Annotated in this window: 24 protein-coding genes; 17 read left to right on the top strand and 7 right to left on the bottom strand. The window is 61.1% G+C overall.

All coding sequences use genetic code 11. The features are described 5' to 3' along the window. Nucleotides 1–141 precede the first annotated feature (141 nt). The 3 genes from V5E99_RS12390 to V5E99_RS12380 all read right to left on the bottom strand — a co-directional run bounded on the left by V5E99_RS12390 (nucleotide 142) and on the right by V5E99_RS12380 (nucleotide 2,270). Nucleotides 142–780, bottom strand: coding sequence for a LysE family translocator (locus V5E99_RS12390; RefSeq protein ID WP_499802692.1), 639 nt, complete (start codon nucleotides 778–780; stop codon nucleotides 142–144). Between the two features lies 1 nt (nucleotide 781). Then, complete coding sequence (locus V5E99_RS12385; protein WP_499802691.1) at nucleotides 782–1,552, bottom strand: 2OG-Fe(II) oxygenase; 771 nt, start codon at nucleotides 1,550–1,552, stop codon at nucleotides 782–784. Nucleotides 1,553–1,643: 91 nt separating this feature from the next. Next, nucleotides 1,644–2,270: an alanyl-tRNA editing protein gene (locus V5E99_RS12380; RefSeq protein WP_499802690.1), complete on the bottom strand. Its 627-nt coding sequence runs from the start codon at nucleotides 2,268–2,270 to the stop codon at nucleotides 1,644–1,646. 90 nt (nucleotides 2,271–2,360) lie between these two features. Between V5E99_RS12380 and V5E99_RS12375 the strand changes: the two genes are divergently transcribed. Continuing rightward, complete coding sequence (locus V5E99_RS12375) at nucleotides 2,361–3,359, top strand: LysR family transcriptional regulator (RefSeq protein ID WP_499802689.1); 999 nt, start codon at nucleotides 2,361–2,363, stop codon at nucleotides 3,357–3,359. Between the two features lie 153 nt (nucleotides 3,360–3,512). On the opposite strand, the gene V5E99_RS12370 is transcribed toward V5E99_RS12375, so the two are convergent. Then, nucleotides 3,513–3,920 (bottom strand): PA2817 family protein, encoded by a 408-nt coding sequence (locus V5E99_RS12370; protein ID WP_054051726.1) that lies wholly within the window; start codon nucleotides 3,918–3,920, stop codon nucleotides 3,513–3,515. Between the two features lie 72 nt (nucleotides 3,921–3,992). Then, a complete protein-coding gene (locus tag V5E99_RS12365) occupies nucleotides 3,993–6,440 on the bottom strand; it encodes an acyl-CoA dehydrogenase (protein WP_499802688.1) in 2,448 nt (815 codons plus the stop codon). A gap of 249 nt (nucleotides 6,441–6,689) precedes the next feature. On the opposite strand from V5E99_RS12365, the gene V5E99_RS12360 reads away from it, so the two are divergent. The 4 genes from V5E99_RS12360 to V5E99_RS12345 all read left to right on the top strand — a co-directional run bounded on the left by V5E99_RS12360 (nucleotide 6,690) and on the right by V5E99_RS12345 (nucleotide 9,857). After that, on the top strand, nucleotides 6,690–7,349 hold the full coding sequence (locus V5E99_RS12360) for a transglutaminase-like domain-containing protein (protein ID WP_499802687.1): 660 nt from the start codon (nucleotides 6,690–6,692) through the stop codon (nucleotides 7,347–7,349). A gap of 43 nt (nucleotides 7,350–7,392) precedes the next feature. Further along, a complete protein-coding gene (locus tag V5E99_RS12355) occupies nucleotides 7,393–8,016 on the top strand; it encodes a glutathione S-transferase family protein (protein WP_499802686.1) in 624 nt (207 codons plus the stop codon). Between the two features lie 132 nt (nucleotides 8,017–8,148). After that, nucleotides 8,149–9,081 carry an ABC transporter ATP-binding protein gene (locus tag V5E99_RS12350; RefSeq protein ID WP_499802685.1) on the top strand — a complete coding sequence of 311 codons (933 nt, stop codon included), beginning with the start codon at nucleotides 8,149–8,151 and terminating at the stop codon, nucleotides 9,079–9,081. Then, nucleotides 9,078–9,857, top strand: a complete 780-nt coding sequence (locus V5E99_RS12345; protein ID WP_499802684.1) for an ABC transporter permease — start codon at nucleotides 9,078–9,080, stop codon at nucleotides 9,855–9,857. The genes V5E99_RS12350 and V5E99_RS12345 overlap by 4 nt, the downstream gene beginning before the upstream one ends. 147 nt (nucleotides 9,858–10,004) lie before the next feature. On the opposite strand, the gene V5E99_RS12340 is transcribed toward V5E99_RS12345, so the two are convergent. Continuing rightward, on the bottom strand, nucleotides 10,005–10,520 hold the full coding sequence (locus V5E99_RS12340; RefSeq protein WP_499802683.1) for a DUF2062 domain-containing protein: 516 nt from the start codon (nucleotides 10,518–10,520) through the stop codon (nucleotides 10,005–10,007). 137 nt (nucleotides 10,521–10,657) lie between these two features. Between V5E99_RS12340 and V5E99_RS12335 the strand changes: the two genes are divergently transcribed. From V5E99_RS12335 to V5E99_RS12280, 12 genes are all read left to right on the top strand, one after another. Then, on the top strand, nucleotides 10,658–12,892 hold the full coding sequence (locus V5E99_RS12335) for a DNA internalization-related competence protein ComEC/Rec2 (protein ID WP_499802682.1): 2,235 nt from the start codon (nucleotides 10,658–10,660) through the stop codon (nucleotides 12,890–12,892). A 98-nt stretch (nucleotides 12,893–12,990) separates the two neighbouring features. Then, on the top strand, nucleotides 12,991–13,626 hold the full coding sequence (pocA, locus tag V5E99_RS12330; protein WP_046031667.1) for a flagellar polar localization protein PocA: 636 nt from the start codon (nucleotides 12,991–12,993) through the stop codon (nucleotides 13,624–13,626). Next, entirely contained in the window at nucleotides 13,623–14,051 is a 429-nt protein-coding gene (pocB, locus tag V5E99_RS12325) for a flagellar polar localization protein PocB (RefSeq protein ID WP_499802681.1), read from the top strand. Before pocA ends, pocB begins: the two co-directional genes overlap by 4 nt. A gap of 5 nt (nucleotides 14,052–14,056) precedes the next feature. Beyond that, on the top strand, nucleotides 14,057–15,061 hold the full coding sequence (gene lpxK / locus V5E99_RS12320; RefSeq protein ID WP_499802680.1) for a tetraacyldisaccharide 4'-kinase: 1,005 nt from the start codon (nucleotides 14,057–14,059) through the stop codon (nucleotides 15,059–15,061). Between the two features lie 25 nt (nucleotides 15,062–15,086). Beyond that, entirely contained in the window at nucleotides 15,087–15,272 is a 186-nt protein-coding gene (locus V5E99_RS12315) for a Trm112 family protein (protein ID WP_007945752.1), read from the top strand. Then, nucleotides 15,269–16,033 carry a 3-deoxy-manno-octulosonate cytidylyltransferase gene (gene kdsB, locus V5E99_RS12310; protein ID WP_499802679.1) on the top strand — a complete coding sequence of 255 codons (765 nt, stop codon included), beginning with the start codon at nucleotides 15,269–15,271 and terminating at the stop codon, nucleotides 16,031–16,033. Before V5E99_RS12315 ends, kdsB begins: the two co-directional genes overlap by 4 nt. Further along, nucleotides 16,033–16,497: a low molecular weight protein-tyrosine-phosphatase gene (locus V5E99_RS12305; protein ID WP_499802678.1), complete on the top strand. Its 465-nt coding sequence runs from the start codon at nucleotides 16,033–16,035 to the stop codon at nucleotides 16,495–16,497. The genes kdsB and V5E99_RS12305 overlap by 1 nt, the downstream gene beginning before the upstream one ends. Next, nucleotides 16,494–17,513: a UDP-N-acetylmuramate dehydrogenase gene (murB, locus tag V5E99_RS12300; RefSeq protein ID WP_499802677.1), complete on the top strand. Its 1,020-nt coding sequence runs from the start codon at nucleotides 16,494–16,496 to the stop codon at nucleotides 17,511–17,513. Before V5E99_RS12305 ends, murB begins: the two co-directional genes overlap by 4 nt. Before the next feature lie 244 nt (nucleotides 17,514–17,757). Continuing rightward, on the top strand, nucleotides 17,758–18,231 hold the full coding sequence (locus V5E99_RS12295) for a (2Fe-2S)-binding protein (protein ID WP_499802676.1): 474 nt from the start codon (nucleotides 17,758–17,760) through the stop codon (nucleotides 18,229–18,231). After that, on the top strand, nucleotides 18,228–20,549 hold the full coding sequence (locus tag V5E99_RS12290) for a xanthine dehydrogenase family protein molybdopterin-binding subunit (protein ID WP_499802675.1): 2,322 nt from the start codon (nucleotides 18,228–18,230) through the stop codon (nucleotides 20,547–20,549). Before V5E99_RS12295 ends, V5E99_RS12290 begins: the two co-directional genes overlap by 4 nt. After that, complete coding sequence (locus V5E99_RS12285; protein WP_499802674.1) at nucleotides 20,549–21,532, top strand: XdhC family protein; 984 nt, start codon at nucleotides 20,549–20,551, stop codon at nucleotides 21,530–21,532. The genes V5E99_RS12290 and V5E99_RS12285 overlap by 1 nt, the downstream gene beginning before the upstream one ends. Beyond that, complete coding sequence (locus V5E99_RS12280; RefSeq protein WP_499802673.1) at nucleotides 21,529–22,119, top strand: nucleotidyltransferase family protein; 591 nt, start codon at nucleotides 21,529–21,531, stop codon at nucleotides 22,117–22,119. The genes V5E99_RS12285 and V5E99_RS12280 overlap by 4 nt, the downstream gene beginning before the upstream one ends. Nucleotides 22,120–22,268: 149 nt before the next feature. Here V5E99_RS12280 and rne read toward each other — a convergent pair whose 3' ends face one another. After that, nucleotides 22,269–25,508, bottom strand: coding sequence for a ribonuclease E (gene rne / locus V5E99_RS12275; RefSeq protein ID WP_499802672.1), 3,240 nt, complete (start codon nucleotides 25,506–25,508; stop codon nucleotides 22,269–22,271). Nucleotides 25,509–25,786: the final 278 nt, after the last annotated feature.

Here is a 25,786-nt window from a genome sequence, read left to right as displayed (position 1 = left end):
AAACGTTCCCAAACTAACATCGCAAGGGAACGATAGGGGAGCCCCGGAAGTGGGATCTGTCGCACAGAAACGCAAAAGCGACGCACAAACGAAAAAGGCCCGCCAGTCTGACTGAGCGGGCCTTTTGCGTGGGCGCAGGTTTCACATCGACAAAATCAGGCGTCCGGCGAACAGGATCAGAATCACCCCCATGGTGCGTTCGAACCAGTGCCCCATGCGCATAAACAGCAGCCGCACGCGAGCACTGGAAAAGAACAGCGCGACGATCACAAACCACAGTGCGTTGACGAAACACATCCACAAGCCATACAGCGCCTGGATCTGCAGCGGCGTCGTGGCGCTGATGATGGTGGTGAAAATCGCCAGGAAAAACAGCGTGGCTTTCGGGTTGGTCGCGTTGGTCAGGAAACCGGTGCTGAACGCTTTGAACAGTGTTTGTTCGACCACTGGCTCGTCTGCAACCTTGTCACCCTCCAGCGCGGTTTTGGGTTTGCTGCGCAACAGGCTGACACCGAGGTAGAGAATGTAAGCGCCACCCACAACCTTGGCCACGGTCAATAGCCAAGGCGTGGTGTGCATCAGCGCGCCGACGCCGAGCAGGGTGTAAAGCACATGCACGGAAATTCCCGCACCGATGCCCAGCGCCGTGCAGATCCCCACCAGTCGGCCGAAGCGCACGCTTTGGCGAATGGTCACGGCGAAGTCCGGGCCGGGTGCGACTACGGCCAGAAAGTGGATGGTCGCCAGCGCCAAAAACTCGCCCAGGTAATTCGAAAGCATCTCAACTCCAAAAAGTAAGGGGTGAAGCATTGCCGCGATAGCCGACAAAGAACGAAAGGCTCAATCGCGGGTCTGCCACGCCCGGGGTCACCGAGTGCATGCAACGCGAATTGAACATGATGAAATCCCCCGGCTCTGGGCGAATCTCCAGGGTTGGAGGGCCCAGCAGAGCCGGGTCGATGCCGTAGCTGTCGCCACGCATTTCGTCGAATTGATCGGGGGTGATGTCGTCGTCCCACATCTGCAACGCACCGCCCTCGGTGGGCATGTTCAGGTACACGTTGCAGGCGAACTGCGCTTCCAGGCTTCGGGCCTGAAAGCTGTCCGGGGCGTCCTTGGCGAAGATGTCGTGGTGGGCGAGAAAGCACACGCCCGGCTTCACCACCCGGGACAGCCCGACGTACATTTTGCGGCCGTAGAGGTTTTCCAGATGCGCACCGGCCGGCCAGGACTCATCGAGCATGCAGCGCAGGGTGTCCACCGGCGATGAGTAGGGCGCACAACGACTGCGAAGTTCGGCGATGTTGCTGGTGGCGCGTTCGAAATAGTCTTCGATCAGCAGCGGCTGGTTTTCAGCTTCATAAAACGCCATGCCGATGCGACCGATACTCGGCGCGTTGATATAGCCTTCAAAGCCTGGCGCAAGGATCTTGTCACCAATCTGCACCGCCAGCGGCTGAGGCAAAAAGCCTTTGACGCGGATGGCGAGGACTTCTTCGTTGGCCAGTTTTTTTATGCACGTCTCATCGAGACGCTCGACGTCAAGCATCATGGTTTAGGTCCATCTATCGAGTAGTCAACGGAGCTTGCGAATGCAGGCTCCCCGGCGTCAGGCGATGACGGTGTCGGCATCGCCAAAAAGCTCAATCCACGTGGTAGTGGACGGACAACGTTCCCTTCTTCAATGAAAGGGAGGCGATCGTGACTGTGCCCAAATCCTTCAGGCTACGTACATGGGTGCCGCCGCAACCGAACGCGGGCAAATCACCGAAACCGATTTCCCGGGCGCCTTCGCGTAGTGAGGTCAGGCGCGGCAGGTCTTGAGTGATCCATTGGGCGATGCCGTTCTCAAGGATCGTCGGGTCGATTTCCTCTGCGGCATCGCTCGGTTTGAATTGCACCCGACCCTCGTCTGGCCAGTGGTGGGCCTTGATCGGCATCCAGCCCAGGGCTTGAACGAAGTGGCCGATCAGATGGCCGGCCGAGTGCATGCGGGTGTTGAATTGGCGGCGTTGTTCATCGACGCGGATTTGCGTCATGCCGAGTTTTACCGGTTGATCGACGTAATGGATGATCCGGTCCGGGTCCTGGACTACCCGCAGCACCTGGCTTTCGCCGATCCAGCCGGTATCGCAGGGCTGGCCACCGCCCTGGGGGTGAAACAGGGTGGCGCGCAAAACGACCGCGAATTCATGCTCGTGGGGCGTGCAATCCAGGACTTCCACATTGGCCTTAAGGTCATCACTATGGAAAAAGAGGCGAAGCGTCATATTCCATGCCCTTATTAAAGTTTCTATTTTTATTATATGAACCATGGAATTGCGTGATAATCCGTTCAAACATCAAAGGACTGTTGCGCTGTGAGCATAAATCTACCGCTGCCGCTGCTGGGCGAAATGGCGATTTTCGTCAAGGTTGTCGAGACCGGCAGCTTTTCAGAAGCGGCACGTCAGCTCGGTTCGTCACCCTCGGCGGTCAGTCGCAGCATCTCGCGCCTGGAAAAGGCCCTGGCCACCCGGTTGCTGCAACGCACGACGCGCAAGCTGCGGTTGAGCGATGGCGGCGAAGAGGTGTTCAAGCGTTGCCAGGAAATGGTCAGCGCGGCCAAGTCGGTGATGGAAATCAGCGGTCAGTTCACCCATGAAGCCGAAGGGCTGGTGCGGGTCAGCGTGCCCAAAGCCGTGGGGCGATTTGTGATTCACCCGCATATGCCGGAATTTCTGCGGCGTTATCCCAAAGTGGACGTGGAGCTGTTGCTCGAAGATCGGCAGGTGGATTTGATCGATGACAACGTCGACCTGGCGATCCGTATCACCGATCGCCCACCGGCCGGCCTGGTCGGACGCCAATTGCTGACCATCGACCATTTGCTCTGCGCCACGCCGCAGTACCTGGCTGAACACGGTACGCCGACCCATCCCCACGACTTGCTCAATCACAGCTGCATTTACCTGGGCGAAACCCCGAGCGATGCCCGCTGGAAATTCAAGAAGGGCACCAAAGCCGTGACCGTCGGCGTGCGTGGGCGATACGCCGCCAATCACACCGGCGTGCGATTGGGCGCGGTGTTGCAGCATATTGGCATTGGCAGCTTGCCGTATTTCACTGCTCGCCATGCCCTGGAACAGGGGCTGATTGTGCAGGTGCTGCCGGACTGGACTTTCCTCGCTTCCTATCACGGCGGTGCCTGGCTGTTGCATTCGCCGACGCGTTATCTGCCGCCCAAGCTTCGGGTGTTTATCGACTATCTGGTGGAATGCCTGGAGAAGGAGCCGACGCTGAGTAAGCCGGGTAAATCCGGTGCGTCAGGCAAGGTCGCCCTGGAGTATGAGTTGCCTGAGCGTGATGGCTTGGTTTGAAGCAAAGATCAAAAGATCGCAGCCTTCGGCAGCTCCTACAGGGGGATCGCATTTCAAATGTAGGTGCTGCCGAAGGCTGCGATCTTTTGACCTTCAAAATATAAAAAGGCCCGCATGATCTCCATGCGGGCCTTTCGTTTTACTGATCCGGAATCAGTGCTTGCTGTCGTCTTGCGACATCGCCAGCAACTGCTTTTCCTGGTTCCAGTCGAAGGGTTCGTCGTTCTGTTCAGCTTCGAAACGACGTTCTTCCAGCGCCTGATACAAATCGATTTCGTCATCGGGCATGTAGTGCAGGCAGTCGCCAGCGAAGTACCAGAGCAGGTCGCGCGGCACCAGGTGAGCGATTTGCGGGTAACGGGTGATGACCTGGCACAGGATGTCCTGGCCCAGGTATTGGCTTTCGATCGGATCGACCGGCAGCAACGCACGCAATTCGTCGAAGCGCTCCAGGAACAAGGCATGGCTTTCTTCGGGAACCTGTTCGGCCTCACCTACGGCGACCAGGATGCTGCGCAAGTGGTCAAGCAAGACGAGATGGTCGGCAACGACATTGGACACGAGATAAGTCCTCAAGAGCAAAACGGGCGCGGGAGTATAAAGCTCCAGCGCCCTTTTTTACAGGAACATGGATCAGCGGACCTTTCCTTCGGCCAGCGCCAACTGCTCTTTGTCGAAATCATCGACATCGATCACCTTGCGTCGCGCCACTTCGGCGTCACGCAGGGTCTGCGCTTCACCCGGTTGCAACACCCCGGCCTCCAGCGCGGCGTCGATGGCGTGTTCGCCGGCAGCCGGTTTGACCTGACCGCTCTTGAGCGCCACATGCAGCTTTTTCTGAAGCGGTTGCGCTGCGCTCAGCAGGTTGCACGCATGTTGCAGTGCGCCGACGGCGTCATCGGCCGATTGCGGACGGTAGCAACCGCCGAGCAACTCTTCGAGGGTCGGGTCGCCTTTGGCCCGGCCAATCACTGCCGCGACTTCGGCACCGAGTTTGTCCGACGGCCCTTTGTGGCGACGACCGAACGGGAACACGATCACCCGCAGCAGGCAACCCAGTACCTTGTTCGGGAAGTTGGTCAGCAGCTCATCCAGCGCACGTTCTGACTGACCAAGGCTCTCTTCCATGGCCCAGATAAACAGCGGCGCCATATGGTCAGGTGAATCGAGATCGTGATAACGCTTGAGCGCGGCAGAAGCCAAATACATGTTGCTGAGCACATCGCCCAGGCGTGCCGACAGGCGTTCGCGGCGCTTCAACTCACCGCCCAGCAACATCATGCTGAGGTCGGCAAGCATGGCGAACGCGGCAGCCTGACGGTTGAGTGCGCGGAAATAACCCTGGCTGAGTTTGTTGCCCGGCGCGTGTTCGAAGTGACCAAAACCGAGGTTCAACACCAGCGTACTGGCGGCGTTGCTCACCGCAAAACCGATGTGCTTGAGCAGCAGGCCATCGAATTCGTTGAGTGCCTGATCCTTGTCCTCACGACCGGCGAGGGCCATTTCCTTGAGTACGAACGGATGGCAGCGAATCGCGCCTTGGCCGAAGATCATCAGGTTGCGCGAGAGAATGTTCGCGCCTTCCACGGTGATGAAGATCGGCGCGCCGTTCCAACTGCGGCCCAGGTAGTTGTTCGGCCCCATGATGATTGCCTTGCCGCCATGTACGTCCATGGCGTGGCTGATGCATTCGCGGCCGCGTTCGGTGAGGTGATATTTGAGAATCGCCGACAGCACCGACGGCTTCTCGCCCAGGTCCACCGCGTTGGCGGTCAGCATCCGGGCGGCGTCCATCATCCAGGCGTTGCCGCCGATGCGGGCCATGGCTTCCTGAATCCCTTCGAACGCCGACAGTGGCACGTTGAATTGCTCACGTACTTGCGCATATTGGCCGGTGACCAAACTAGTGAATTTGGCTGCGCCGGTGCCGACTGCCGGCAGGGAAATCGAACGGCCCACGGACAGGCAGTTCATCAGCATCATCCAGCCCTTGCCGAGCATTTCCTGGCCGCCGATGAGGAAGTCCAGCGGGATGAACACGTCCTTGCCGGAGTTCGGGCCGTTCATGAACGCCGCGCCGAGAGGCAGGTGACGGCGGCCGATTTCAACGCCGGCTGTGTCGGTGGGGATCAGCGCCAGGCTGATGCCCAGGTCTTCCTTGTCGCCCAGCAAGTGATCCGGGTCGTAAGCCTTGAAGGCCAAGCCAAGCAGGGTGGCCACCGGGCCGAGGGTGATGTAGCGCTTTTCCCAGTTCAGGCGCAGGCCCAGGGTTTCCTTGCCTTCCCACTCGCCTTTGCAGATGACGCCGGTGTCGGGCATCGCGCCAGCGTCAGAACCGGCCAAAGGACCGGTCAACGCAAAGCACGGAATGTCATCGCCCCGGGCCAGCCGTGGCAGGTAATGGTTGCGTTGTTCGTCGGTGCCGTAATGCAGCAACAGTTCGGCCGGGCCGAGGGAGTTGGGCACCATTACGGTGGAGGCGAGGTCGCCGCTGCGGGTCGCCAGTTTCATCGCGACCTGGGAGTGGGCGTAGGCCGAGAAACCTTTGCCGCCGAATTCCTTGGGAATGATCAGCGCGAAGAAACCGTGTTCCTTGATGTGGGTCCAGGCTGCAAGCGGCAGGTCCATGTCCTGACCGATCTGCCAGTCGCTGACCATGGCGCAGAGTTCTTCGGTCGGGCCGTCGATAAAGGCCTGTTCCTCTTCGCTCAGTTGCGCTTTCGGATAGGACAGCAGTTTGTTCCAGTCCGGACGACCGCTGAACAGCTCGCCATCCCACCAGACCGTGCCGGCATCAATGGCGTCGCGTTCGGTTTGCGACATCGGCGGCAGGGTTTTCTGGAACCAACTGAACAGCGGCGCGCTGAAGTATTTGCGGCGCAGGTCAGGCAGCAACAAAGGCGCCGCGACTGCCGCGATCACTACCCAGAGAATAAGCAGCAACCAGCCCGGCGCATGGCTGAAGGCACCCATCGCCACCACATAGACCGCGACGATGCTCAAAGCAGGCAGCGGGGCGATGCGGCGGTGGGCCAAATAGGCAATTCCGACGATCAGAACCAGTATCCACAACAACAGCATATTTAATCCTCCGTGAAGCCAGGGCAAAACCAACCTTCAGAGCTTAGACGGCATCCGTAAAACAGGGTGGTCAGAGCAAGGTGATTGAAATCGTGGGAAACCTTGGATGGTTTTTGTAAGACCTGTGGGCAACAGGCCTCCGAAATCGTTCGTAGGGCGAGCAGCAAAGCGCCCATGTTTGGCCGAATCGTCGTTATCTCTGTGCTGAAGGTGTCGCTAGACTCGAGGCTCCCCCAGGAGATCGTCCTCATGCACGAGTATCTGAGCAGCGGCCGCTTCATCGATAGTGACCACCCTTCGGTGGTGGAGTTCGCGGAAAAACATCGCGGCGTCAGTCGTGATCCGGTCGAGCAAGCGATCCATCTCTATTACGCCGTGCGCGAGGCGGTGCGCTACAACCCCTACACCTTCAGCCGCGACCCAGACACCTTGCGCGGCAGTTACGCCTTGGCGACTGGCGAGAGTTATTGCGTGCCCAAAGCCACGCTGCTGGCCGGGTGCGCCCGGCATTGCGGGATTCCCGCGCGCATTGGCCTGGCGGATGTGCGCAATCATTTGTCGACCCCGCGTCTACTCGAACTGCTTAAGAGCGACGTGTTCGCCATGCACGGCTACACCGAGTTGTATTTGAACGGGCGCTGGGTCAAAGCCACGCCGGCGTTCAATCAGGGTTTGTGCGAATTGTTCAATGTCGCGCCGCTGGAATTCGACGGGCTCAACGACAGCGTATTCCACCCGTTCAACCGCGCTGGCGAGAAGTTGATGGAGTATGTGGTTGACCACGGTCAGTTCACCGACGTGCCTGAAGCGTTCTTTTTCCAGCACCTGGAAAAATGCTATCCGCATCTGTTCGGCGAGCAACTGCCGGTACTGCTGGGCGACATGCAGAGCGATTTGAGTCGCGCCTGATCCGGCGTATGCTGCCTGCGCATTCATCCAAAAAGAGGCGGTCATGCTGAAGATCTGGGGTCGGAAAAACTCGTCGAATGTCAGGAAGCCGTTGTGGGCCGCCGAGGAATTGGGCCTGGCCTATGAAGCCATCGATGCCGGCGGCGCGTTTGGCGTAGTGGACACGCCGGAGTACCGCGCGATGAATCCCAATGGCCGCGTGCCGGTGATCCAGGACAACGGTTTTGTGCTGTGGGAATCCAACGCCATCGTGCGTTACCTGCTGGCTCGCCATGCGGGCAACACCGCGTGGTATCCCGAAGACCTGCAGGCCCGCGCCACCGCCGATAAATGGATGGACTGGACCACTTCCAGTTTTGCCGGCCCGTTCCGCACCGTGTTCTGGGGCGTGTTGCGCACCCCGGAAGATCAGCAGGACTGGCCTGCCATCCACGCTGCAATCAAGGAGTGCGAAGGTTTGCTGTCGATGGCCGATCAGGCGCTGGCGAGCACACCGTACCTGTCTGGCAATGAGATCGGCATGGGCGACATCCCCTTGGGCAGTTTCATTTATGCCTGGTTCGAGATGCCGATCGAGCGCGCGCCACAGCCTCATCTGGAGGCCTGGTACGCACGATTGAAACAGCGTCCGGCGTATCAGAAAGCAGTCATGACCGCGTTGACTTAATACTCACTATCGACACACTTGACTGTACTTGTCGGGCGGCGACACGCACCATTGCGCTCGTGCGCCGTGGTTGTATTAGTCGCCGCCCGCCCTTACTTATCTTTTTCTTCCCTTCTTGGTGCGTATCCCGATATGAGTTCCGCTCTGTCCATCCGGCAGCTAACCAAAACCTACGGCAACGGTTTCCAGGCCTTGAGTGGTATCGATCTGGATGTCGCCGAAGGTGACTTTTTCGCCTTGCTCGGCCCCAACGGCGCCGGCAAATCCACGACCATCGGCATTCTCTCCACCCTGGTGAACAAGACCAGCGGCACGGTGAATATCTTCGGTCATGACCTGGACAAGAATCCTGCGCAGCTCAAGCGCTCCATCGGCGTGGTGCCCCAGGAATTCAACTTCAACCAGTTCGAAAAAACCTTCGACATCGTCGTGACCCAGGCCGGTTACTACGGCATCCCGCCGAAAATCGCCAAGGAACGCGCCGAGCAATACCTGACGCAACTGGGCCTGTGGGACAAGCGCGATGTGCCGTCGCGCTCCCTGTCCGGCGGCATGAAGCGGCGCCTGATGATCGCCCGTGCGCTGGTTCACGAACCACGCCTGCTGATCCTCGACGAACCGACGGCGGGGGTGGACATCGAGCTGCGTCGTTCGATGTGGACCTTCCTCACCGAACTGAACCAGAAAGGCATCACCATCATCCTCACCACCCATTACCTGGAAGAGGCTGAGCAGTTGTGCCGCAACATCGGGATCATCGACCACGGCACCATCGTCGAGAACACCAGCATGAAGCAGTTGCTCAGCCAACTGCATGTGGAGACCTTCCTGCTCGACATCAAGAACACCCTGAACGTGGTGCCGCAGTTGCTTGGCTACCCGACCAAATTGCTCGACGGCCATACCCTGGAAGTCCAGGTGGACAAGGCCATGGGCATTACCGCGCTGTTTACCCAGTTGGCGCAGCAGAACATCGAAGTGTCGAGCCTGCGTAACAAAACCAATCGCCTTGAGGAGTTGTTCGTGTCCTTGGTGGAGAAAAATCTGTCGAAGGTGGCGGTATGAGTTCCGAGCTGCAACCCAACCTCGTCGCCCTCAATACCATCGTTTACCGTGAGGTCCGGCGCTTTACCCGGATCTGGCCGCAGACGCTGCTGCCGCCAGCGATCACCATGGTTTTGTACTTCGTGATCTTCGGCAACCTGATCGGCAAACAGATCGGCGGCATGGGTGGCTTCACGTACATGGAGTACATCGTGCCGGGGCTGATCATGATGTCGGTGATCACCAACTCCTACGGCAACGTGGTGTCGAGTTTCTTCGGCAGCAAGTTCCAGCGCTCCATCGAGGAATTGATGGTTTCGCCGGTGTCGCCCCATACGATTCTGATCGGCTACACCCTGGGCGGCGTGCTGCGCGGGTTGATGGTCGGGGTCATCGTGACCATCCTGTCGATGTTTTTCACCGATTTGCAGGTGCACCACCTGGGCGTGACCGTTCTGGTGGTGGTGCTGACGGCGACGATCTTCTCGTTGCTGGGCTTCATCAACGCGGTGTTTGCACGCAACTTCGATGACATCTCGATCATCCCGACCTTCGTGCTGACGCCGCTGACCTACCTGGGCGGGGTGTTCTACTCGATCTCCTTGCTGCCACCGTTCTGGCAGACCGTGTCCCTGGCCAACCCGGTGCTGCACATGGTCAACGCGTTCCGCTACGGCATTCTTGGGGTTTCGGACATCAAGATCAGCGTGGCGATTACCTTCATGCTGGTGGCGACCGTGGTGTTGTACGTCGGTTGTGCGCGGTTGCTGGTGAGTGGGCGCGGGATGCGTACCTGATCGCAGACCGAGTCGCTTCATTCGCGAGCAAGCTTTGCTCCTACCGGTACGGTGGTGCTCTTGTAGGCGCGAGGCTTGCCCGAGAAGGCGTCAGCCCAGACACCTCATAAAAAAACGGCCTCCAAAAATGGAGGCCGTTTTGCATTCTCACATCCGGTTTTTCTTGCGCCGCGTCCATTGCCGCGCCACCCACCACCGCCAGTACATCATCGTCAGGCAATAGGCCAGCGCCCCAAGCACCAGCCCGGTCACCACCGAGCCAAGCAAAAACGGCTGCCACAACGTCGAAAGCTCACCGCTGATCCATTCCCAGGTCAACTCATCCGGCAGTGAGCGCGCCGGCACATCCATCAGCCAGGCGCCGGTCTGGTAGGTGCAGAAGAACACGGCGGGCATGGTGATTGGGTTGGTCAGCCAGACCAGGCTCACCGCAATCGGCATGTTGCCGCGAACCATGATCGCCAGGAAGGCGGCGAGGAGCATTTGCAGTGGAATAGGCAGGAACGCCGCGAACAGACCGACGGCCATCGCCCGCGCCACCGAATGGCGGTTGAGGTGCCAAAGGTTGGGGTCATGCAGCAGCGTGCCGAGAAAGCGTAAGGATTTGTGTTCCCTGATGCTGGTCGGGTCTGGCATGTAGCGTTTGAATAAGCGCCGGGGCATAAGGCTTCTCGGTCGGTTCAGGCGGCAAGTATGTCTGGATTCTATTAGCCGCCCATTCAGACTTTGTGACAATTAATAACGACGCCCCTGCGCCGCGCCGACTATGCCTAGTGGAGGGGACTCTCAAGGACGGGCTTATGCGCACAGGGATGGTGGCGCTGGCGCTCGGATTGTTGGCGCTGCGTTTTTTGCCGGTGTTACCGCCGGTCTGGTTATGGCTGTTGTTGCCGGTCACGGGGTTAATGCTGCTGCCGTTTCGCACGTATCCACTGGCGTTTTTTCTGTTCGGCTTCAGTTGGGCCTGCTGGCAGGCGCAGTTGGCGCTGGATGATCGCTTGTCGGTGAACCTGGACGGCGAAACGCGTTGGGTCGAAGGGCGGGTCACGGGATTGCCGCAAAACAACGACGCAGTGGTGCGTTTCGAATTGGCGGAAGCGCGCTCGCGCCATGGCCCGGTGCCTTCCTTGATGCGGCTGGCGTGGTTCGACGGGCCGCCGGTCAACAGCGGCGAACGCTGGCGCCTGGCGGTGAAACTGAAGCGACCAACCGGGTTGCTCAATCCTCACGCCTTCGATTACGACGCCTGGTTGCTGGCCCAGGGCATTGGCGCTACCGGCACGGTCAAGGCTGGCCAACGCCTGTCCCCGGCGCGATGGGCCTGGCGCGACGGTATCCGCCAGCGCATGCTCAACGTTGATGCCCAAGGGAGAGCCGGAGCATTGGCGGCGTTGGTGCTGGGCGATGGCGGCGGGCTGAGTCGCGAGGACTGGCAGGTGCTGCAAGACACCGGCACCGTGCACCTGTTGGTGATTTCCGGGCAGCACATCGGTTTGCTCGCCGGCGTGGTGTATTGGCTGATCGCCGGGCTGGCCCGTTATGGCCTGTGGCCCGGACGCTTGCCCTGGCTGCCGTGGGCGTGTGGTCTGGCGTTTGCCGCCGCTCTCGTCTATGGGTTGCTGGCCGGGTTCGAGGTGCCGGTGCGGCGGGCCTGCGTGATGATTGGCCTGGTGCTGTTGTGGCGGCTGCGCTTTCGTCACCTCGGCGCCTGGTGGCCGCTGTTGCTGGCGCTCAGTGGTGTCCTGCTGCTGGACCCGTTGGCGAGTCTGCAACCGGGTTTCTGGCTGTCCTTTGCGGCGGTGGCGGTGCTGATTTTCACCTTTGGCGGCCGGCTCGGCCCCTGGCGCTGGTGGCAAACCTGGACTCGCGCCCAATGGCTGATCGCGATTGGCTTGTGTCCGTTGCTGCTGGTGTTGGGATTACCCATCAGTGTCAGCGGGCCGCTGGTCAATCTGCTGGCGGTGCCCTGGATCAGTCTATTGGTGTTGCCGCCAGCCTTGCTCGGGACGTTGTTGCTGGCGGTGCCTTACGTGGGGGAAGGCTTGCTGTGGTTGGCCGGAGGGCTGATCGACTTGCTGTTCAAAGGTCTGGCGTTGATGGCCGGCCAATTGCCCGCGTGGGTGCCGGTGGCGATGCCGCTGTGGACGTGGGCCATCGGCGCACTGGGGGCTTTTCTACTATTAATGCCCCGAGGCGTGCCGTTGCGTCCGTTGGGTTGGCCGATGTTGTTGCTGCTGGTCTTTCCACCGCGCAATGACGTGCCCGAAGGCGAGGCCGAGATCTGGCAATTGGATGTCGGCCAAGGGCTGGCCATTCTGGTGCGCACTCGCCATCACTCGTTGCTGTATGACGCCGGCCCGCGTTTCGGCGATTTTGACCTTGGGGCGCGAGTGGTGGTGCCGTCCTTGCGCAAACTGGGGGTGAGCGCACTGGACCTGATGCTGCTCAGCCACGCCGACGCCGACCATGCCGGCGGTGCGCGCGCCGTGGCCAACGCGCTGCCGGTGACGCGGGTGCTCAGTGGCGATCCACTGGCCTTGCCGGTTGAATTGCAAGCCGAAGGTTGCGCCAGCGGCGAGCAGTGGACGTGGGATGGCGTCCGTTTTCAGCTCTGGCAATGGCCATCGGCGCGTGAAAGCAATCAGAAATCCTGCGTGATGCAGATCGAAGCCAATGGCGAGCGGCTGCTGCTGACCGGCGACATCGATACCCACGCCGAGCGCGCATTGCTGGACAGCCCATTGGCGGTAACCACCGACTGGTTGCAGTCGCCGCACCACGGCAGTCGCAGTTCATCCTCGATGGCGCTGCTCAACGCGTTGCAACCCAAAGCCGTGCTGATCTCACGGGGCCACGGCAACTCCTTCGGTCACCCACATCCCACGGTCATGGCGCGCTACCGAAAACGCGGCCTGCAGATCTACGACAGCGCCGAGCACGGTGCCGTCCGTCTGCAACTCGGCCGCTTCAAGCCAGCCCGTACGATGCGTCAAGAACGGCGCTTCTGGCGCGATTCACCGGCGGTCAGCCAATAACCATGCGTTATGAAAGCCGGACGGGATGCGACATCACAGTCTTCGGTGCGCCGACCCCCTATGTTAGAGTGGCGCACTTTTTCGAGGGGACTGTCACTGTGTGGGAATTGGTCAAATCCGGCGGCTGGATGATGCTGCCGATCATTCTGAGTTCCATCGCGGCCATGGCGATCGTTGCCGAGCGTCTGTGGACCCTGCGTGCCAGCCGAGTGACCCCGGAGCATTTGCTCGGGCAGGTCTGGGTCTGGATCAAAGACAAACAACTGAATAAAGAGAAGCTCAAGGAACTGCGCGCCAACTCGCCGTTGGGCGAGATCCTGGCCGCCGGCCTGGCCAACTCCAAACATGGTCGCGAGATCATGAAAGAGTGCATTGAAGAAGCCGCCGCCCGGGTGATCCACGAGCTGGAGCGCTACATCAATGCGCTGGGCACCATCGCCGCCATGGCCCCGTTGCTCGGGTTGCTGGGGACGGTGCTGGGCATGATCGATATCTTCAGTTCGTTCATGGGCACGGGCATGACCACCAACGCCGCCGTGCTGGCCGGCGGTATCTCCAAAGCCTTGATCACCACGGCTTCGGGCCTGATCGTCGGTATCCCGTCGGTATTCTTCCACCGGTTCCTGCAACGGCGCATCGATGAGCTGGTGGTGGGGATGGAGCAGGAAGCCATCAAGCTGGTTGAGGTGGTGCAGGGCGACCGTGATGTGGACCTGGCTGAGGGCAAAGCGTGAAATTCCGCCGCAAGCAACGGGAGAACGTGGACATCAATCTCGTGTCGCTGATCGACGTGGTATTTGTCCTGCTGCTGTTTTTCGTTGTGACCACCACCTTTACCCGGGAAACCCTGTTGCGCGTCGAGCTGCCGGAAGCGGTCAGCGGCTCGCCGGCCGAAGACCAGCAGCTCAAGCAACTGGACATCGCCATCAGCGCCGAAGGCGTGTTCTCGGTGAACAACCAGTTGTTGCCCAAGAATGACCTGGCCAGCCTGATGGACGCCTTGCAGAAGGAATCCAACGGCGACACCAATATGCCGCTGTCCATCAGCGCCGACGGCAAGACTCAACATCAGTCGGTTATCACCGCGATGGACGCTGCCGGCAAGCTCGGCTTCAGCCGTTTGCGCATGACCACCGTCGAGGCAGCGCCGGCGCACTGATGGCCATGTCCGATCGATTGCTCGCAGCGTGGTACGAAGGTCATCCGGCCCTGAAGCTGTTGCAGCCGCTGGAATGGCTGTATCGGCGGGTGGTTAACGCCAAGCGCGAACGCTTTTTGGCGGGCGAGGGCGAAATCTACCAGCCACCAGTGCCGCTGATCGTCGTGGGTAACATCACCGTCGGCGGAACCGGCAAGACACCGCTGATCCTGTGGATGATCGAGCACTGCCAGCGGGTTGGCTTGCGCGTGGGCGTGGTCAGCCGTGGTTACGGCGCCAAGCCGCCGCAATTGCCGTGGCGGGTCGAGGCCGATCAAGGTGCCGACGTCGCCGGCGACGAACCGCTGTTGATCGTTCAGCGCACCGGCGTGCCGTTGATGATCGATCCGGATCGCAGCAGCGCCGTCAAAGCCTTGTTGGCCAGTGAGCCGCTGGACCTGATCCTGTCCGACGACGGCATGCAGCACTATCGACTGGCCCGGAACCTTGAGCTGGTGCTGATCGACGCCGCCCGTGGCCTGGGCAATAAACGTTGTCTGCCGGCCGGGCCGTTGCGCGAACCGGTCGAGCGTCTGCAAAGCGTTGATGCGGTGCTCTACAACGGCGCTGCCAGTGATCGCGACGATGGTTTTGCTTTCCAGTTGCAACCGACTTCACTGATCAATCTGAAAACCGGCGAACGTCGCCCCCTCGACCATTTTCCGCCGGGCCAGGCGCTGCACGCCGTGGCCGGCATCGGCAATCCCCAGCGTTTCTTCACCACCCTCGAAACGCTACACTGGCGGCCAGTACCCCACGGGTTTGCCGACCACGCCGAATACAGCGTGCAGGCCTTGAGTTTCACGCCGTCATTGCCATTGGTGATGACCGAAAAGGACGCGGTGAAGTGCCGTGCCTTTGCCGCCGCCGACTGGTGGTACCTGGCGGTCGATGCTGTGCCGTCGCCGGCCTTCGTGGCCTGGTTCGATACGCAGTTGATGCGCCTGTTGCCGAATCGTCTTTTGCCTTAAAACCGTTTTTATCCAGGGAATGCTCATGGACACCAAATTGCTCGATATCCTCGCTTGCCCGGTCTGCAAAGGCCCGCTCAAGCTCAGTGCCGACAAGACCGAGTTGATCAGCAAGGGCGCTGGCCTGGCCTATCCGATTCGTGACGGCATCCCGGTGATGCTCGAAACCGAAGCCCGCACCCTGACCACCGACGAGCGCCTGGATAAATGACCACAGCCTTTACCGTTGTTATTCCATCGCGTTACGCCTCTACCCGCCTGCCGGGCAAACCGTTGCTGCTGATCGCCGGCAAGCCGATGATCCAGCACGTCTGGGAGCAGGCGAGCAAAAGCAGTGCCCAACGCGTGGTGGTCGCCACTGACGACGCACGCATCGTCGAGGCCTGCAAAGGCTTCGGCGCCGAAGTGGTGCTAACCCGTGAAGACCACAATTCCGGCACTGATCGCCTGGCCGAAGTTGCCGCGAAACTGGGCCTGACGCCTGACGCCATCGTGGTCAACGTCCAGGGTGACGAGCCGCTGATCCCGCCGAGTGTGATCGATCAGGTCGCCGCCAACCTGGCCGCCCACACCGAAGCACGCATGGCCACCCTGGCCGAGCCGATCGAAGATGTGGCAACCCTGTTCAACCCGAACGTGGTCAAGGTTGTCAGTGACCTCAATGGCCTGGCGCTGACCTTCAGCCGCGCCACGCTGCCGTGGGCTCGGGACGCGTTCGCCAAGAACCGCGACCAGTTGCCGGAAAGCGTGCCGTACCGTCGCCACATCGGCATCTATGCCTATCGCGCCGGTTTCCTGCATGACTTCGTCAGTTGGGGACCGTGCTGGCTGGAAAACACCGAATCCCTGGAACAACTGCGAGCCCTGTGGCACGGCGTGCGGATTCACGTCGCCGACGCGTTGATCGCGCCGCCAACCGGTGTCGATACCGTCGAAGACCTTGAGCGCGTTCGTCGCCTGCTGGAGGCCTGATGCGGGTTCTGTTCGTCTGCCTGGGCAACATTTGCCGTTCGCCCACGGCGGAAGGCGTGCTGCGGCACAAACTGCGCGAGGCGGGGCTGGCGGATCAAGTTGAAGTGGCCTCTGCTGGCACTGGCGACTGGCACGTCGGCAAAGCCCCGGACAAGCGCAGCCAGGCTGCGGCCAAACGGCGCGGTTACGACTTGTCGGCCCAGCGCGCCCAGCAAGTCAGCCGTGCGGATTTCGCCACTTATGACCTGATCCTGGCCATGGACAACAGCAACCTTCGCAACCTCAAGGCCCTGCAACCGGCCACGGGCAAGGCTGAGCTGGACTTGTTCCTGCGCCGTTACGAATCGGAAACCGATGAAGTGCCGGACCCGTACTACGACGGCGACCAAGGCTTTGAGCAGGTGCTGGATTTGATCGAACGCGCCAGCGATCTGCTGGTGATTGAGTTAAAGGGACGGTTATGAGTCTGCAGGTACACCCCGGCGTTTCCCTCAAGCCGTTCAACAGTTTTGGCGTAGACGTGCAGGCGCAACTGTTCGCCGAAGCCCACAGCGATGCCGAGGTGCGTGAAGCGTTGGCTTATGCCGTGCAACATGACGTGCCGCTGCTGGTGATCGGTGGTGGCAGCAACTTGCTGCTGACCGCAGATATCCAGGCGCTGGTGCTGCGCATGGCTACACGCGGCATCCGCGTATTGAGCGATGACGGCAGCCAGGTGGTGATCGAAGCCGAGGCCGGCGAGCCTTGGCATCCGTTCGTGCAACACACCTTGGCTCAGGGTTTGTCGGGACTGGAAAACCTCAGCCTGATCCCCGGTACTGTCGGCGCGGCACCGATGCAGAACATCGGCGCTTACGGCGTCGAGATCAAGGATGTGTTCGCCGGCCTCACCGCGCTGGATCGCCAGACCGGCGAGTTGCGCGACTTCACCCTGGACGAATGCAATTTCGCCTACCGTGACAGCCTGTTCAAACAGCAGCCGGGGCGTTGGTTGATCCTGCGGGTCCGGTTCACCCTAAACCGTACCGCGCACCTGCATCTGGAATACGGCCCGGTGCGTCAGCGTCTGACCGAACAGGGCATCGACCAGCCGACGCCGACCGATGTCAGCCAGGCGATTTGCAGCATCCGCAGCGAAAAACTCCCGGACCCGTTGGTGCTCGGCAATGCCGGCAGCTTCTTCAAAAACCCGTTGGTGCCGGCGGCGCTGGTGGCGCAGCTCAAGGGTGAATACCCGGACCTGGTGGCCTACGCGCAACCGGATGGGCAAATGAAACTGGCGGCGGGCTGGCTGATTGAGAAGGCTGGCTGGAAAGGTTTCCGCGACGCCGATGCGGGCGTGCATAAATTGCAGGCGCTGGTGCTGGTCAATTACGGCAACGCGACCGGTCTGCAACTGCTGGCGCTGGCGCAACGCATCCAGAAAGACATTTCGCAACGATTCAGCGTCGAGCTGGAAATGGAGCCAAACCGCTATTGAAGCTACGCTTTCAAGGCGAATTCCCGAAGCCCTGCACACTTCAAATGTGCAGGGCTTTTTTGTTAATGCTGGGTTAACTTAGCCAGCTAACGATGCAAGCATTTGCTCCACCCAAGGCCCGACGCAGACGTTGCCGTTTGCGTAAGAGAGCCGATTAGCCTGAGCCTATCTGCGTGAACCCACCGCCAACCCCCGGCGGCAGATTGCTCGACCCCATAACCGAATTCACTATGCGGGCGTGCCCATGAATACCCTGAAGCTCAACGGTCAAGACTACAAAATGGATGTGCCGGACGAGATGCCGCTGCTGTGGGCCATTCGCGATGTGGCGGGCGGCCATCCCGGCACCAAGTTCGGCTGCGGCCTGGGCTTGTGTGGCGCCTGCACGATCCATATCGACGGCCAACCGGCACGTGCGTGCATCACGCCCATCAGTTCGGTGAACGGGCAAAACGTCACCACCATCGACAATCTGCATAACGACCCGATCGGCCAGATCGTCCAGCAAGCCTGGCTCGACACCGCCGTGGCCCAATGCGGTTTCTGCCAGGGCGGGCAAATCATGTCCGCCACCGCGCTGCTCAAGACCAATCCCAACCCCAGCGACGAGCAGATCGAAGAAGCCATGGTCGGCAACATTTGCCGCTGCGGCACCTACAACCGCATCAAAATCGCCATTCGTCAGGCTGCCACTCATTTGAAGGAGTCCAAGGCATGAGCCAGCTCCCGAATGATTTCGCCCTGAGCAACCTCAGTCGTCGCGGTTTTCTCAAAGGTGTCGGCGCCACCGGTGCGCTGGTACTCGCCGCCAGTTGGGGCTGGCAGGATGCGTTCGCCGAAGACAAACCGAAGAAGTTCGGTGCTGATGGCATGCCCAACGGCTGGATCGACGATCCGAAGGTCTATGTCAGCATTGCCGCCGACGGCACGGTGACGGTGGTCTGCAACCGTTCGGAAATGGGCCAGGGCGTACGCACCAGCCTGAGCATGGTGGTAGCCGATGAACTCGACGCCGATTGGGCGCTGGTCAAGGTGCAACAGGCGCCGGGTGATGAAGTGCGCTTCGGCAACCAGGACACCGACGGCTCGCGCAGCATGCGGCATTGGTACGAACCGATGCGCCGTTGCGGTGCCGCCGCCCGGACCATGCTGGAACAGGCCGCCGCCGAGCAGTGGAAAGTCCCGGTCGGCGAATGCCACGCGAACCTGCACAAAGTCATCCACCAGCCCTCCGGTCGGGAACTGGGTTACGGCGCATTGGCCGCCGCAGCGGGTGCGCTGGCGGTGCCGGCCCGTGACAGCCTGCGACTCAAGCAGCCGTCGGAATTTCGCTACATCGGCAAGGAAGGTGTGCGCGCCATTGACGGTGCCGACATCGTCAACGGTCGTGCGGTCTACGGGGCGGATGTGCATTTCGACGGCATGCTCTACGCGACCATTGCCCGGCCGGCGGTGTACGGCGGCAAGGTCAAATCCTTCGATGACAGCGCGGCGCTGAAAGTGCCGGGCGTGATCAAAGTCTTGCAGATCGAAAGCCGCCCGCTGCCGTCCGAGTTCCAGCCACTGGGTGGCGTGGCCGTGGTGGCCAGCAATACCTGGGCGGCGATCAAGGGCCGTGAGGCGCTGAACATCGAGTGGGACGACGGCCCCAACGCCAGTTACGACTCGATTGCCTACCGCAAGGAACTGGAGGCGGCATCGCTTAAACCCGGCAAAGTCGTGCGCAATACCGGCGACATCGACAAGGCCCTGGCCAGCGCCGGCAGCACCCTTGAAGCGTCCTACTATTTGCCGCACCTGGCGCAGTCGCCGATGGAGCCGATGGTCGCCATCGCGCGTTACCAGGATGGCGTCTGCGAAGCCTGGGCCCCGAGCCAGGCGCCGCAAGTCACCCGCGAGCGCATCAGCGAACGCCTCGGCCTGCCGTTCGATAACGTCACGTTCAACGTCACGTTGCTGGGCGGCGGTTTCGGGCGTAAGTCCAAACCGGACTTCGTCGTTGAAGCGGCCATTCTCGCCAAGGAATTCCCCGGCAGAGCCGTGCGGGTGCAATGGACCCGTGAGGACGACATCCACTGTTCCTACTTCCACACCGTGTCCGCCGAGTACCTGAAGGCCAGCCTCGACAAGGACGGCATGCCGTCCGGCTGGTTGCACCGCACCGTCGCGCCGAGCATCACTGCGTTGTTCGCGCCGGGGATGAATCACGAAGCGGCGTTCGAGTTGGGCATGGGTTTCACCAACATGGCTTATGCGATCCCCAACGTGCGCCTGGAAAACCCGGAAGCGACGGTGCATACCCGGGTCGGCTGGTATCGCTCGGTGTCGAACATTCCCCACGGGTTCGCGATTCAGACCTTCGTTGATGAATTGGCCCACAAGGCCAAGCAAGATCCGCTGAAGTACCAGATCAAACTGCTCGGCCCGGACCGTCAGATCGATCCACGGACCTTGAGTGAAGAGTGGAACTACGGCGAATCCCCCGAGCGTTATCCGATCGACACCGCGCGGATGCGCACGGTGCTGGAAACTGCCGCCAAAGCCGCCGGTTGGGGCCGCAAGTTGCCAAAGGGCCGAGGCCTGGGGCTGGCGGTGCATTACAGCTTCGTCACCTACGTGGCGGCGGTGATTGAAGTCGAAGTCAAAGACGACGGCACCTTGATCGTGCACAAGGCTGACATCGCCGTGGATTGCGGCCCGCAGATCAATCCCGAGCGGATTCGCTCGCAGTTCGAAGGCGCCTGCGTCATGGGCCTGGGCAACGCGGTACTCGGGGAAATCAGCTTCAAGGACGGCAAGGTTCAGCAGGACAACTTCCACATGTATGAGGTCGCGCGCATGTCCCTGGCGCCGAAAGAAGTCGCCGTGCACTTGGTCACACCACCCGGCGAAGTACCGTTGGGCGGTGTCGGTGAGCCGGGCGTGCCGCCGATAGCGCCAGCCTTGTGCAACGCAATCTTTGCCGCCACCGGCCAACGTATCCGCAGCCTGCCGGTTCGCTATCAGTTGCAGGGCTGGCAGAAGGCAGGCGCCTGATGGACAGCGTCGATCTGAATGTCCTGCGCAGCGTGCTCGAATGGCGTCGCGCGGGGCAGCGGGTGGTGCTGTACAGCGTGGTCCAGACCTGGGGCACCGCGCCCCGGGCGCCGGGCGCGATGCTGGCCTTGCGTGAGGATGGCGTGGTGATTGGCTCGGTGTCGGGCGGTTGTGTCGAGGATGATCTGATCGCACGGCTGCACGACGGTCGTATCCCGGCCGATGGGCCGCCGGTGCAATTGATCACTTACGGCATCACTCGTGAGGAAGCGGCGCGTTTCGGTTTGCCCTGCGGCGGCACCTTGCGCCTGACCGAGGAACGAGTCGGTGATCCCGCATGGGTCGCCGAGTTGCTTGGGCGTTGTGAGAACCATGAAATCGTCGCCCGTTCCCTGGATCTGGCGTCCGGTAACGTGGTGTTGCAATCGGCGAACAAAACCGATGTGCTGAGTTTTGACGGCAACACCTTGCGCGCCATTTACGGCCCGCGCTGGCGCTTGCTGCTGATCGGCGCCGGGCAACTGTCGCGCTATGTCGCAGAAATGGCACGGTTGCTGGATTTCGAAGTGCTGATCTGTGATCCGCGCACCGAGTTCGTCTACGGCTGGGAAGAACAACACGGCCGCTTCGTGCCGGGCATGCCCGACGAAGCGGTGCTGAATATCCAGACCGACGAACGCACCGCTATCGTTGCCCTGACCCACGACCCCCGGCTGGATGACATGGCACTGCTCACGGCGCTGGATTCCAAGGCGTTTTACGTTGGTGCGCTGGGTTCGCGGGTCAACAGCCAGAAACGCCGGGACAACCTGGCTCAGCTAGGCTTGTCAGCGCAGGCCATCGAGCGGCTGCATGGCCCGATCGGTCTGCACATCGGCAGCCACACCCCGGCGGAAATCGCCTTGTCGCTGCTGGCCGAGATAGTGGCGATCAAGAACGGCGTTGAGCTGAAGCAGAAGAAGCCGTTGCGGGAGGACGCATGAGTGAGCCCATCGGTGTCATCGTGCTGGCGGCGGGGCAGGGCAGTCGGTTTCGACAGGTAGCGGGTGCCGAAAAGGACAAGTTGCTGGCCGACTGCGCCGGTCGCGACGGCGCCGTGCGCTCGGTGATTGAGCAGGTGTTGGTGAATCTGCCCGCTTCGATTGAGAAGCGCGTGCTGGTCACCACCGAGGATCGCCCGCAGGTGATTCGCATGGCTCAGGCTTACGGTTATGAAGTCGTGCTGATCGAATCCACGGGCATGGGCGACAGCATTGCCGCCGGGGTATCGGCCTGTGCGTCGATGGGTGGCTGGCTGATTGTGCTGGGGGATATGCCGTTCATTTTGCCGTCGAGCATTGAGCGGGTGGTGGCGGGTATTGCTGACGATTGCATCAGCGTGCCGGTTCACGGGGGCGAGTTCGGGCACCCCGTTGGGTTTGGACGCAGTTTTGGTCCCAGGTTGATGGGGTTGTCGGGAGATCGTGGGGCCAAGCCGTTGTTTGCCCAAGCAACGGTGGTTGAGGTTGTGGTTAATGATCCCGGCGTGTTGTGGGACGTTGATGTGCCAGAGAAGCTAGTGTTTGGATAAAGATCAAAGGATCGCAGCCTTCGGTAGCTCCTACAGGAGAACGCATTCAACGTAGGAGCTGCCGAAGGCTGCGATCTTTTAACCTTGCTTCCTGTACAAAAAAAGCCCCGCCTGGATCACCAAGCGGGGCTTTTTAGTGGCCGATGGAATCAGACGAGAGGTTTAGGCTCGTGTTCTTTTTCCAGGGCTTGTTCGTGTTGCTGTACCGCTTCCTGAACGGAGCGTGGTGCTTCGTCGATCACCGATTCAACCGGTTCGGCAGCGACTTCGGCAGTCGGGGCAGGGGCTGCCTCGACAACTTCAGCAGCAACCGGTGCGGCAGCGGCAGCCAGTTCGGCTTCTTTCTGCAGACGCTCGGCTTCACGCTTGCGGCGACGCACTTCACGCGGGTCGTTCGGCGCACGGCCATTTTCAGTCAGGGCGCTGACCGGAGCGGCTTCGACGACCGGTGCAGCCACTTCGGCAACCACCGGAGCTTCTACGACCGGGGCTTCAACTGCTGGAGCAGGCTCGGCGGCGGCAACCACTGGCTCGGAGGCCGGAGCTTCAACGACCAGCGCTTCAGCGACTGGCTCTGGCGCTTCGGCCACTGGCTCGGCGGCTACCGGCTCGGCAACCCAATTGAACGCAGTTTGTTCTTCACGAACTTCGCGGACAGCTTCGGTCACGGTTTCGGTCGACGTTTCGACAACCGATTCGGCGACGACTACTGGTTCAGCGACGAACGCAGGCTCGGCAACCGCTTGAACTTCAGGCTGGGCTTCACGAACCGGCGCCACTTCAACTTCCGGAGCGGCTGTTGCTTCTACCGGGGTAGTCGCTTCAACGACCGGCGTTTCTACCGGAGCAGTTTCCTGCACGGCAGCAGTGGCGCGTTCGGCTTGCTCGTGAGCCTGGGCTTCAGCCGGAGCGCTGATCACGGTGCTGGCAACGGCTGCGGTGACAGCCAGGCCGGCGGCCAGATCGGCAGCGCTTGGTGCTTCGTTGGCTTCGCCTTCGGCGGACTCGGATTCTTCCGAACCTTCGATCACGTTGCCATTGGCATCACGTTGACGCTCGCGACGGTTGCTGCGACGACGCTGGCCACGGGAACGGCGGCGTGGACGATCGCCCTCGGCGCCTTCCTGACCTTCTTCCTGTTGCTCTTCGTTGGTCAGCAGTTCTTCTTCGGCGACGGCGGCAACAGCCTGCTCGGCACGTGGCTGACGCTCTTCACGCGGTGGGCGTGGCGCGCGTTCTTCACGTGGCTGACGGGCTGGACGCTCTTCAGTGGTGGCAGCAACGGCAGCGGCTGGCGCAGCAGGTGCGGCATCCAGTGGCTCGCGCAGTTCACGAACCGGACGCTCTTCGCGGTCGCCACGTGGCTTGCGATCTTCACGTGGAGCGCGCGGTGCACGTTCCTCACGCGGGGCACGTGGTGCGCGCTCTTCGCGAGTGACTACCGGAGTAGCGGTCTCTTCACGGGCTTCGCGTGGTTGACGCTCTTCGCGTGGCTCACGGGGTGCGCGTTCTTCACGCGGAGCACGTTCCTCACGAGGCTTGCGTTCTTCATCGCGGCGACCGTTACGGTTGCGGCTCTGCTGACGACCGTTGCGACGCTCTTCGTTACGGGCCGGGCGCTCGCTGGTCGCTGGTTTTTCAACCACAACCGGAGCGGCTGGCTCTTCCTTGGTGGCGAACAGGCTGACCAGCGACTTCACCAGGCCTTTGAACAGGCTTGGCTCTGGCGCGGCAACCGGTGCAGCCACCGGAGCAGGAGCGACCACTTCGGTCGGAACCGGAGCGTTGGCGCGGGCCGGGGCCGTCTTGACCGCGGCTTCCTGGCGAACCAGGGTGCGGGTCGCGGCGGCAGGCTGGACTTCTTCCACTTCGGCAGCGGCAGCAGCGATTTCGTAGCTGGACTGGTTGATGTGGGCTTCCGGGCTGTCATCGCGCAGACGCTGAACTTCGAAGTGCGGCGTTTCGAGGTGATCGTTCGGCAGAATGACGATGCGGGCACGGGTGCGCAGTTCGATCTTGGTGATCGAGTTGCGTTTTTCGTTGAGCAGGAACGCGGCCACCGGGATCGGCACTTGGGCGCGAACTTCGGCGGTGCGGTCTTTCAGGGCTTCTTCTTCGATCAGGCGCAGGATCGCCAGCGACAGCGATTCAACGTCACGGATGATGCCGGTGCCGTTGCAACGCGGGCACACGATGCCGCTGCTTTCGCCAAGCGATGGACGCAGGCGCTGACGGGACATTTCCAGCAGGCCAAAGCGCGAGATGCGACCGACTTGCACGCGAGCGCGGTCGGCTTCCAGGCATTCGCGGACTTTCTCTTCCACGGCGCGCTGGTTCTTGGCAGGGGTCATGTCGATGAAGTCGATGACGATCAGGCCGCCGATGTCGCGCAAGCGCAACTGACGGGCGATTTCTTCGGCCGCTTCAAGGTTGGTCTGCAGGGCGGTTTCTTCGATGTCGCTGCCTTTGGTGGCGCGCGCCGAGTTGATGTCGATGGACACCAGGGCTTCGGTCGGATCGATGACGATGGAGCCGCCGGAAGGCAGTTCAACGACGCGCTGGAAAGCGGTCTCGATCTGGCTTTCGATCTGGAAACGGTTGAACAGTGGAACGCTGTCTTCGTACAGCTTGATCTTGCTGGCGTACTGCGGCATCACCTGGCGGATGAAGGTCAGGGCTTCGTCCTGGGCTTCAACGCTGTCGATCAGCACTTCGCCGATGTCCTGGCGCAGGTAATCGCGGATGGCGCGGATGATCACGTTGCTTTCCTGGTAGATCAGGAATGGCGCGGAGCGATCCAGCGAGGCTTCTTTAATAGCGGTCCACAGTTGCAGCAGGTAATCGAGGTCCCACTGCATTTCTTCGCTGCTGCGGCCAAGGCCGGCAGTGCGCACGATCAGACCCATGTCAGCCGGGGCTACCAGGCCGTTCAGGGCTTCACGCAGCTCGTTGCGTTCTTCACCTTCGATGCGACGGGAGATACCGCCGGCACGCGGGTTGTTTGGCATCAGAACGAGGTAGCGACCGGCGAGGCTGATGAAGGTGGTCAGGGCTGCGCCCTTGTTGCCACGTTCTTCTTTTTCGACCTGAACGATGACTTCCTGGCCTTCGGTCAGGACGTCCTTGATGTTGACGCGGCCTTCGGGGGCTTTCTTGAAGTATTCGCGGGAGATTTCTTTGAGGGGCAGGAAGCCGTGGCGCTCGGAGCCGAAATCGACAAAGGCAGCCTCAAGGCTTGGTTCGATGCGAGTAATCCGGCCTTTATAGATGTTGGCCTTTTTCTGCTCGCGTGCACCGGATTCGATGTCCAGGTCGTAGAGGCGTTGGCCATCTACCAGTGCAACACGCAACTCTTCGGGTTGAGTTGCGTTAATCAGCATTCTTTTCATGTAGTACCGTCGGTTTCCGGGCTGCCGGAAACGGCGTTCGGCACACACGACTTCTCACGGTCGGTGTCAGGTGCGTCAGGAGTGTGGTTGGACACTCCAGTGTCTAGCGATGGCGGCCAATGTGGGCCGGCGTCGCGACGTACGCGTCCTGCTTGCTGTGGCTACTTAAGCACTCAGTCAGGAGGAGGAATCAACCAGCGGCTGTGGACGAGATGAAGCGTCTTGATAAAGCCTATTGCTACACAGTCCAGCGGTTGTGCATCTCCACCCTACACGTA

Origin of the sequence: Janthinobacterium sp. LPB2021202312-11-4 (assembly GCF_037049705.1) — a bacterium.
Classification (GTDB): domain Bacteria; phylum Pseudomonadota; class Gammaproteobacteria; order Pseudomonadales; family Pseudomonadaceae; genus Aquipseudomonas.
Note: the sequence above shows the minus strand (reverse complement) of the source record. Positions and strands in the feature narration are given on the sequence as shown.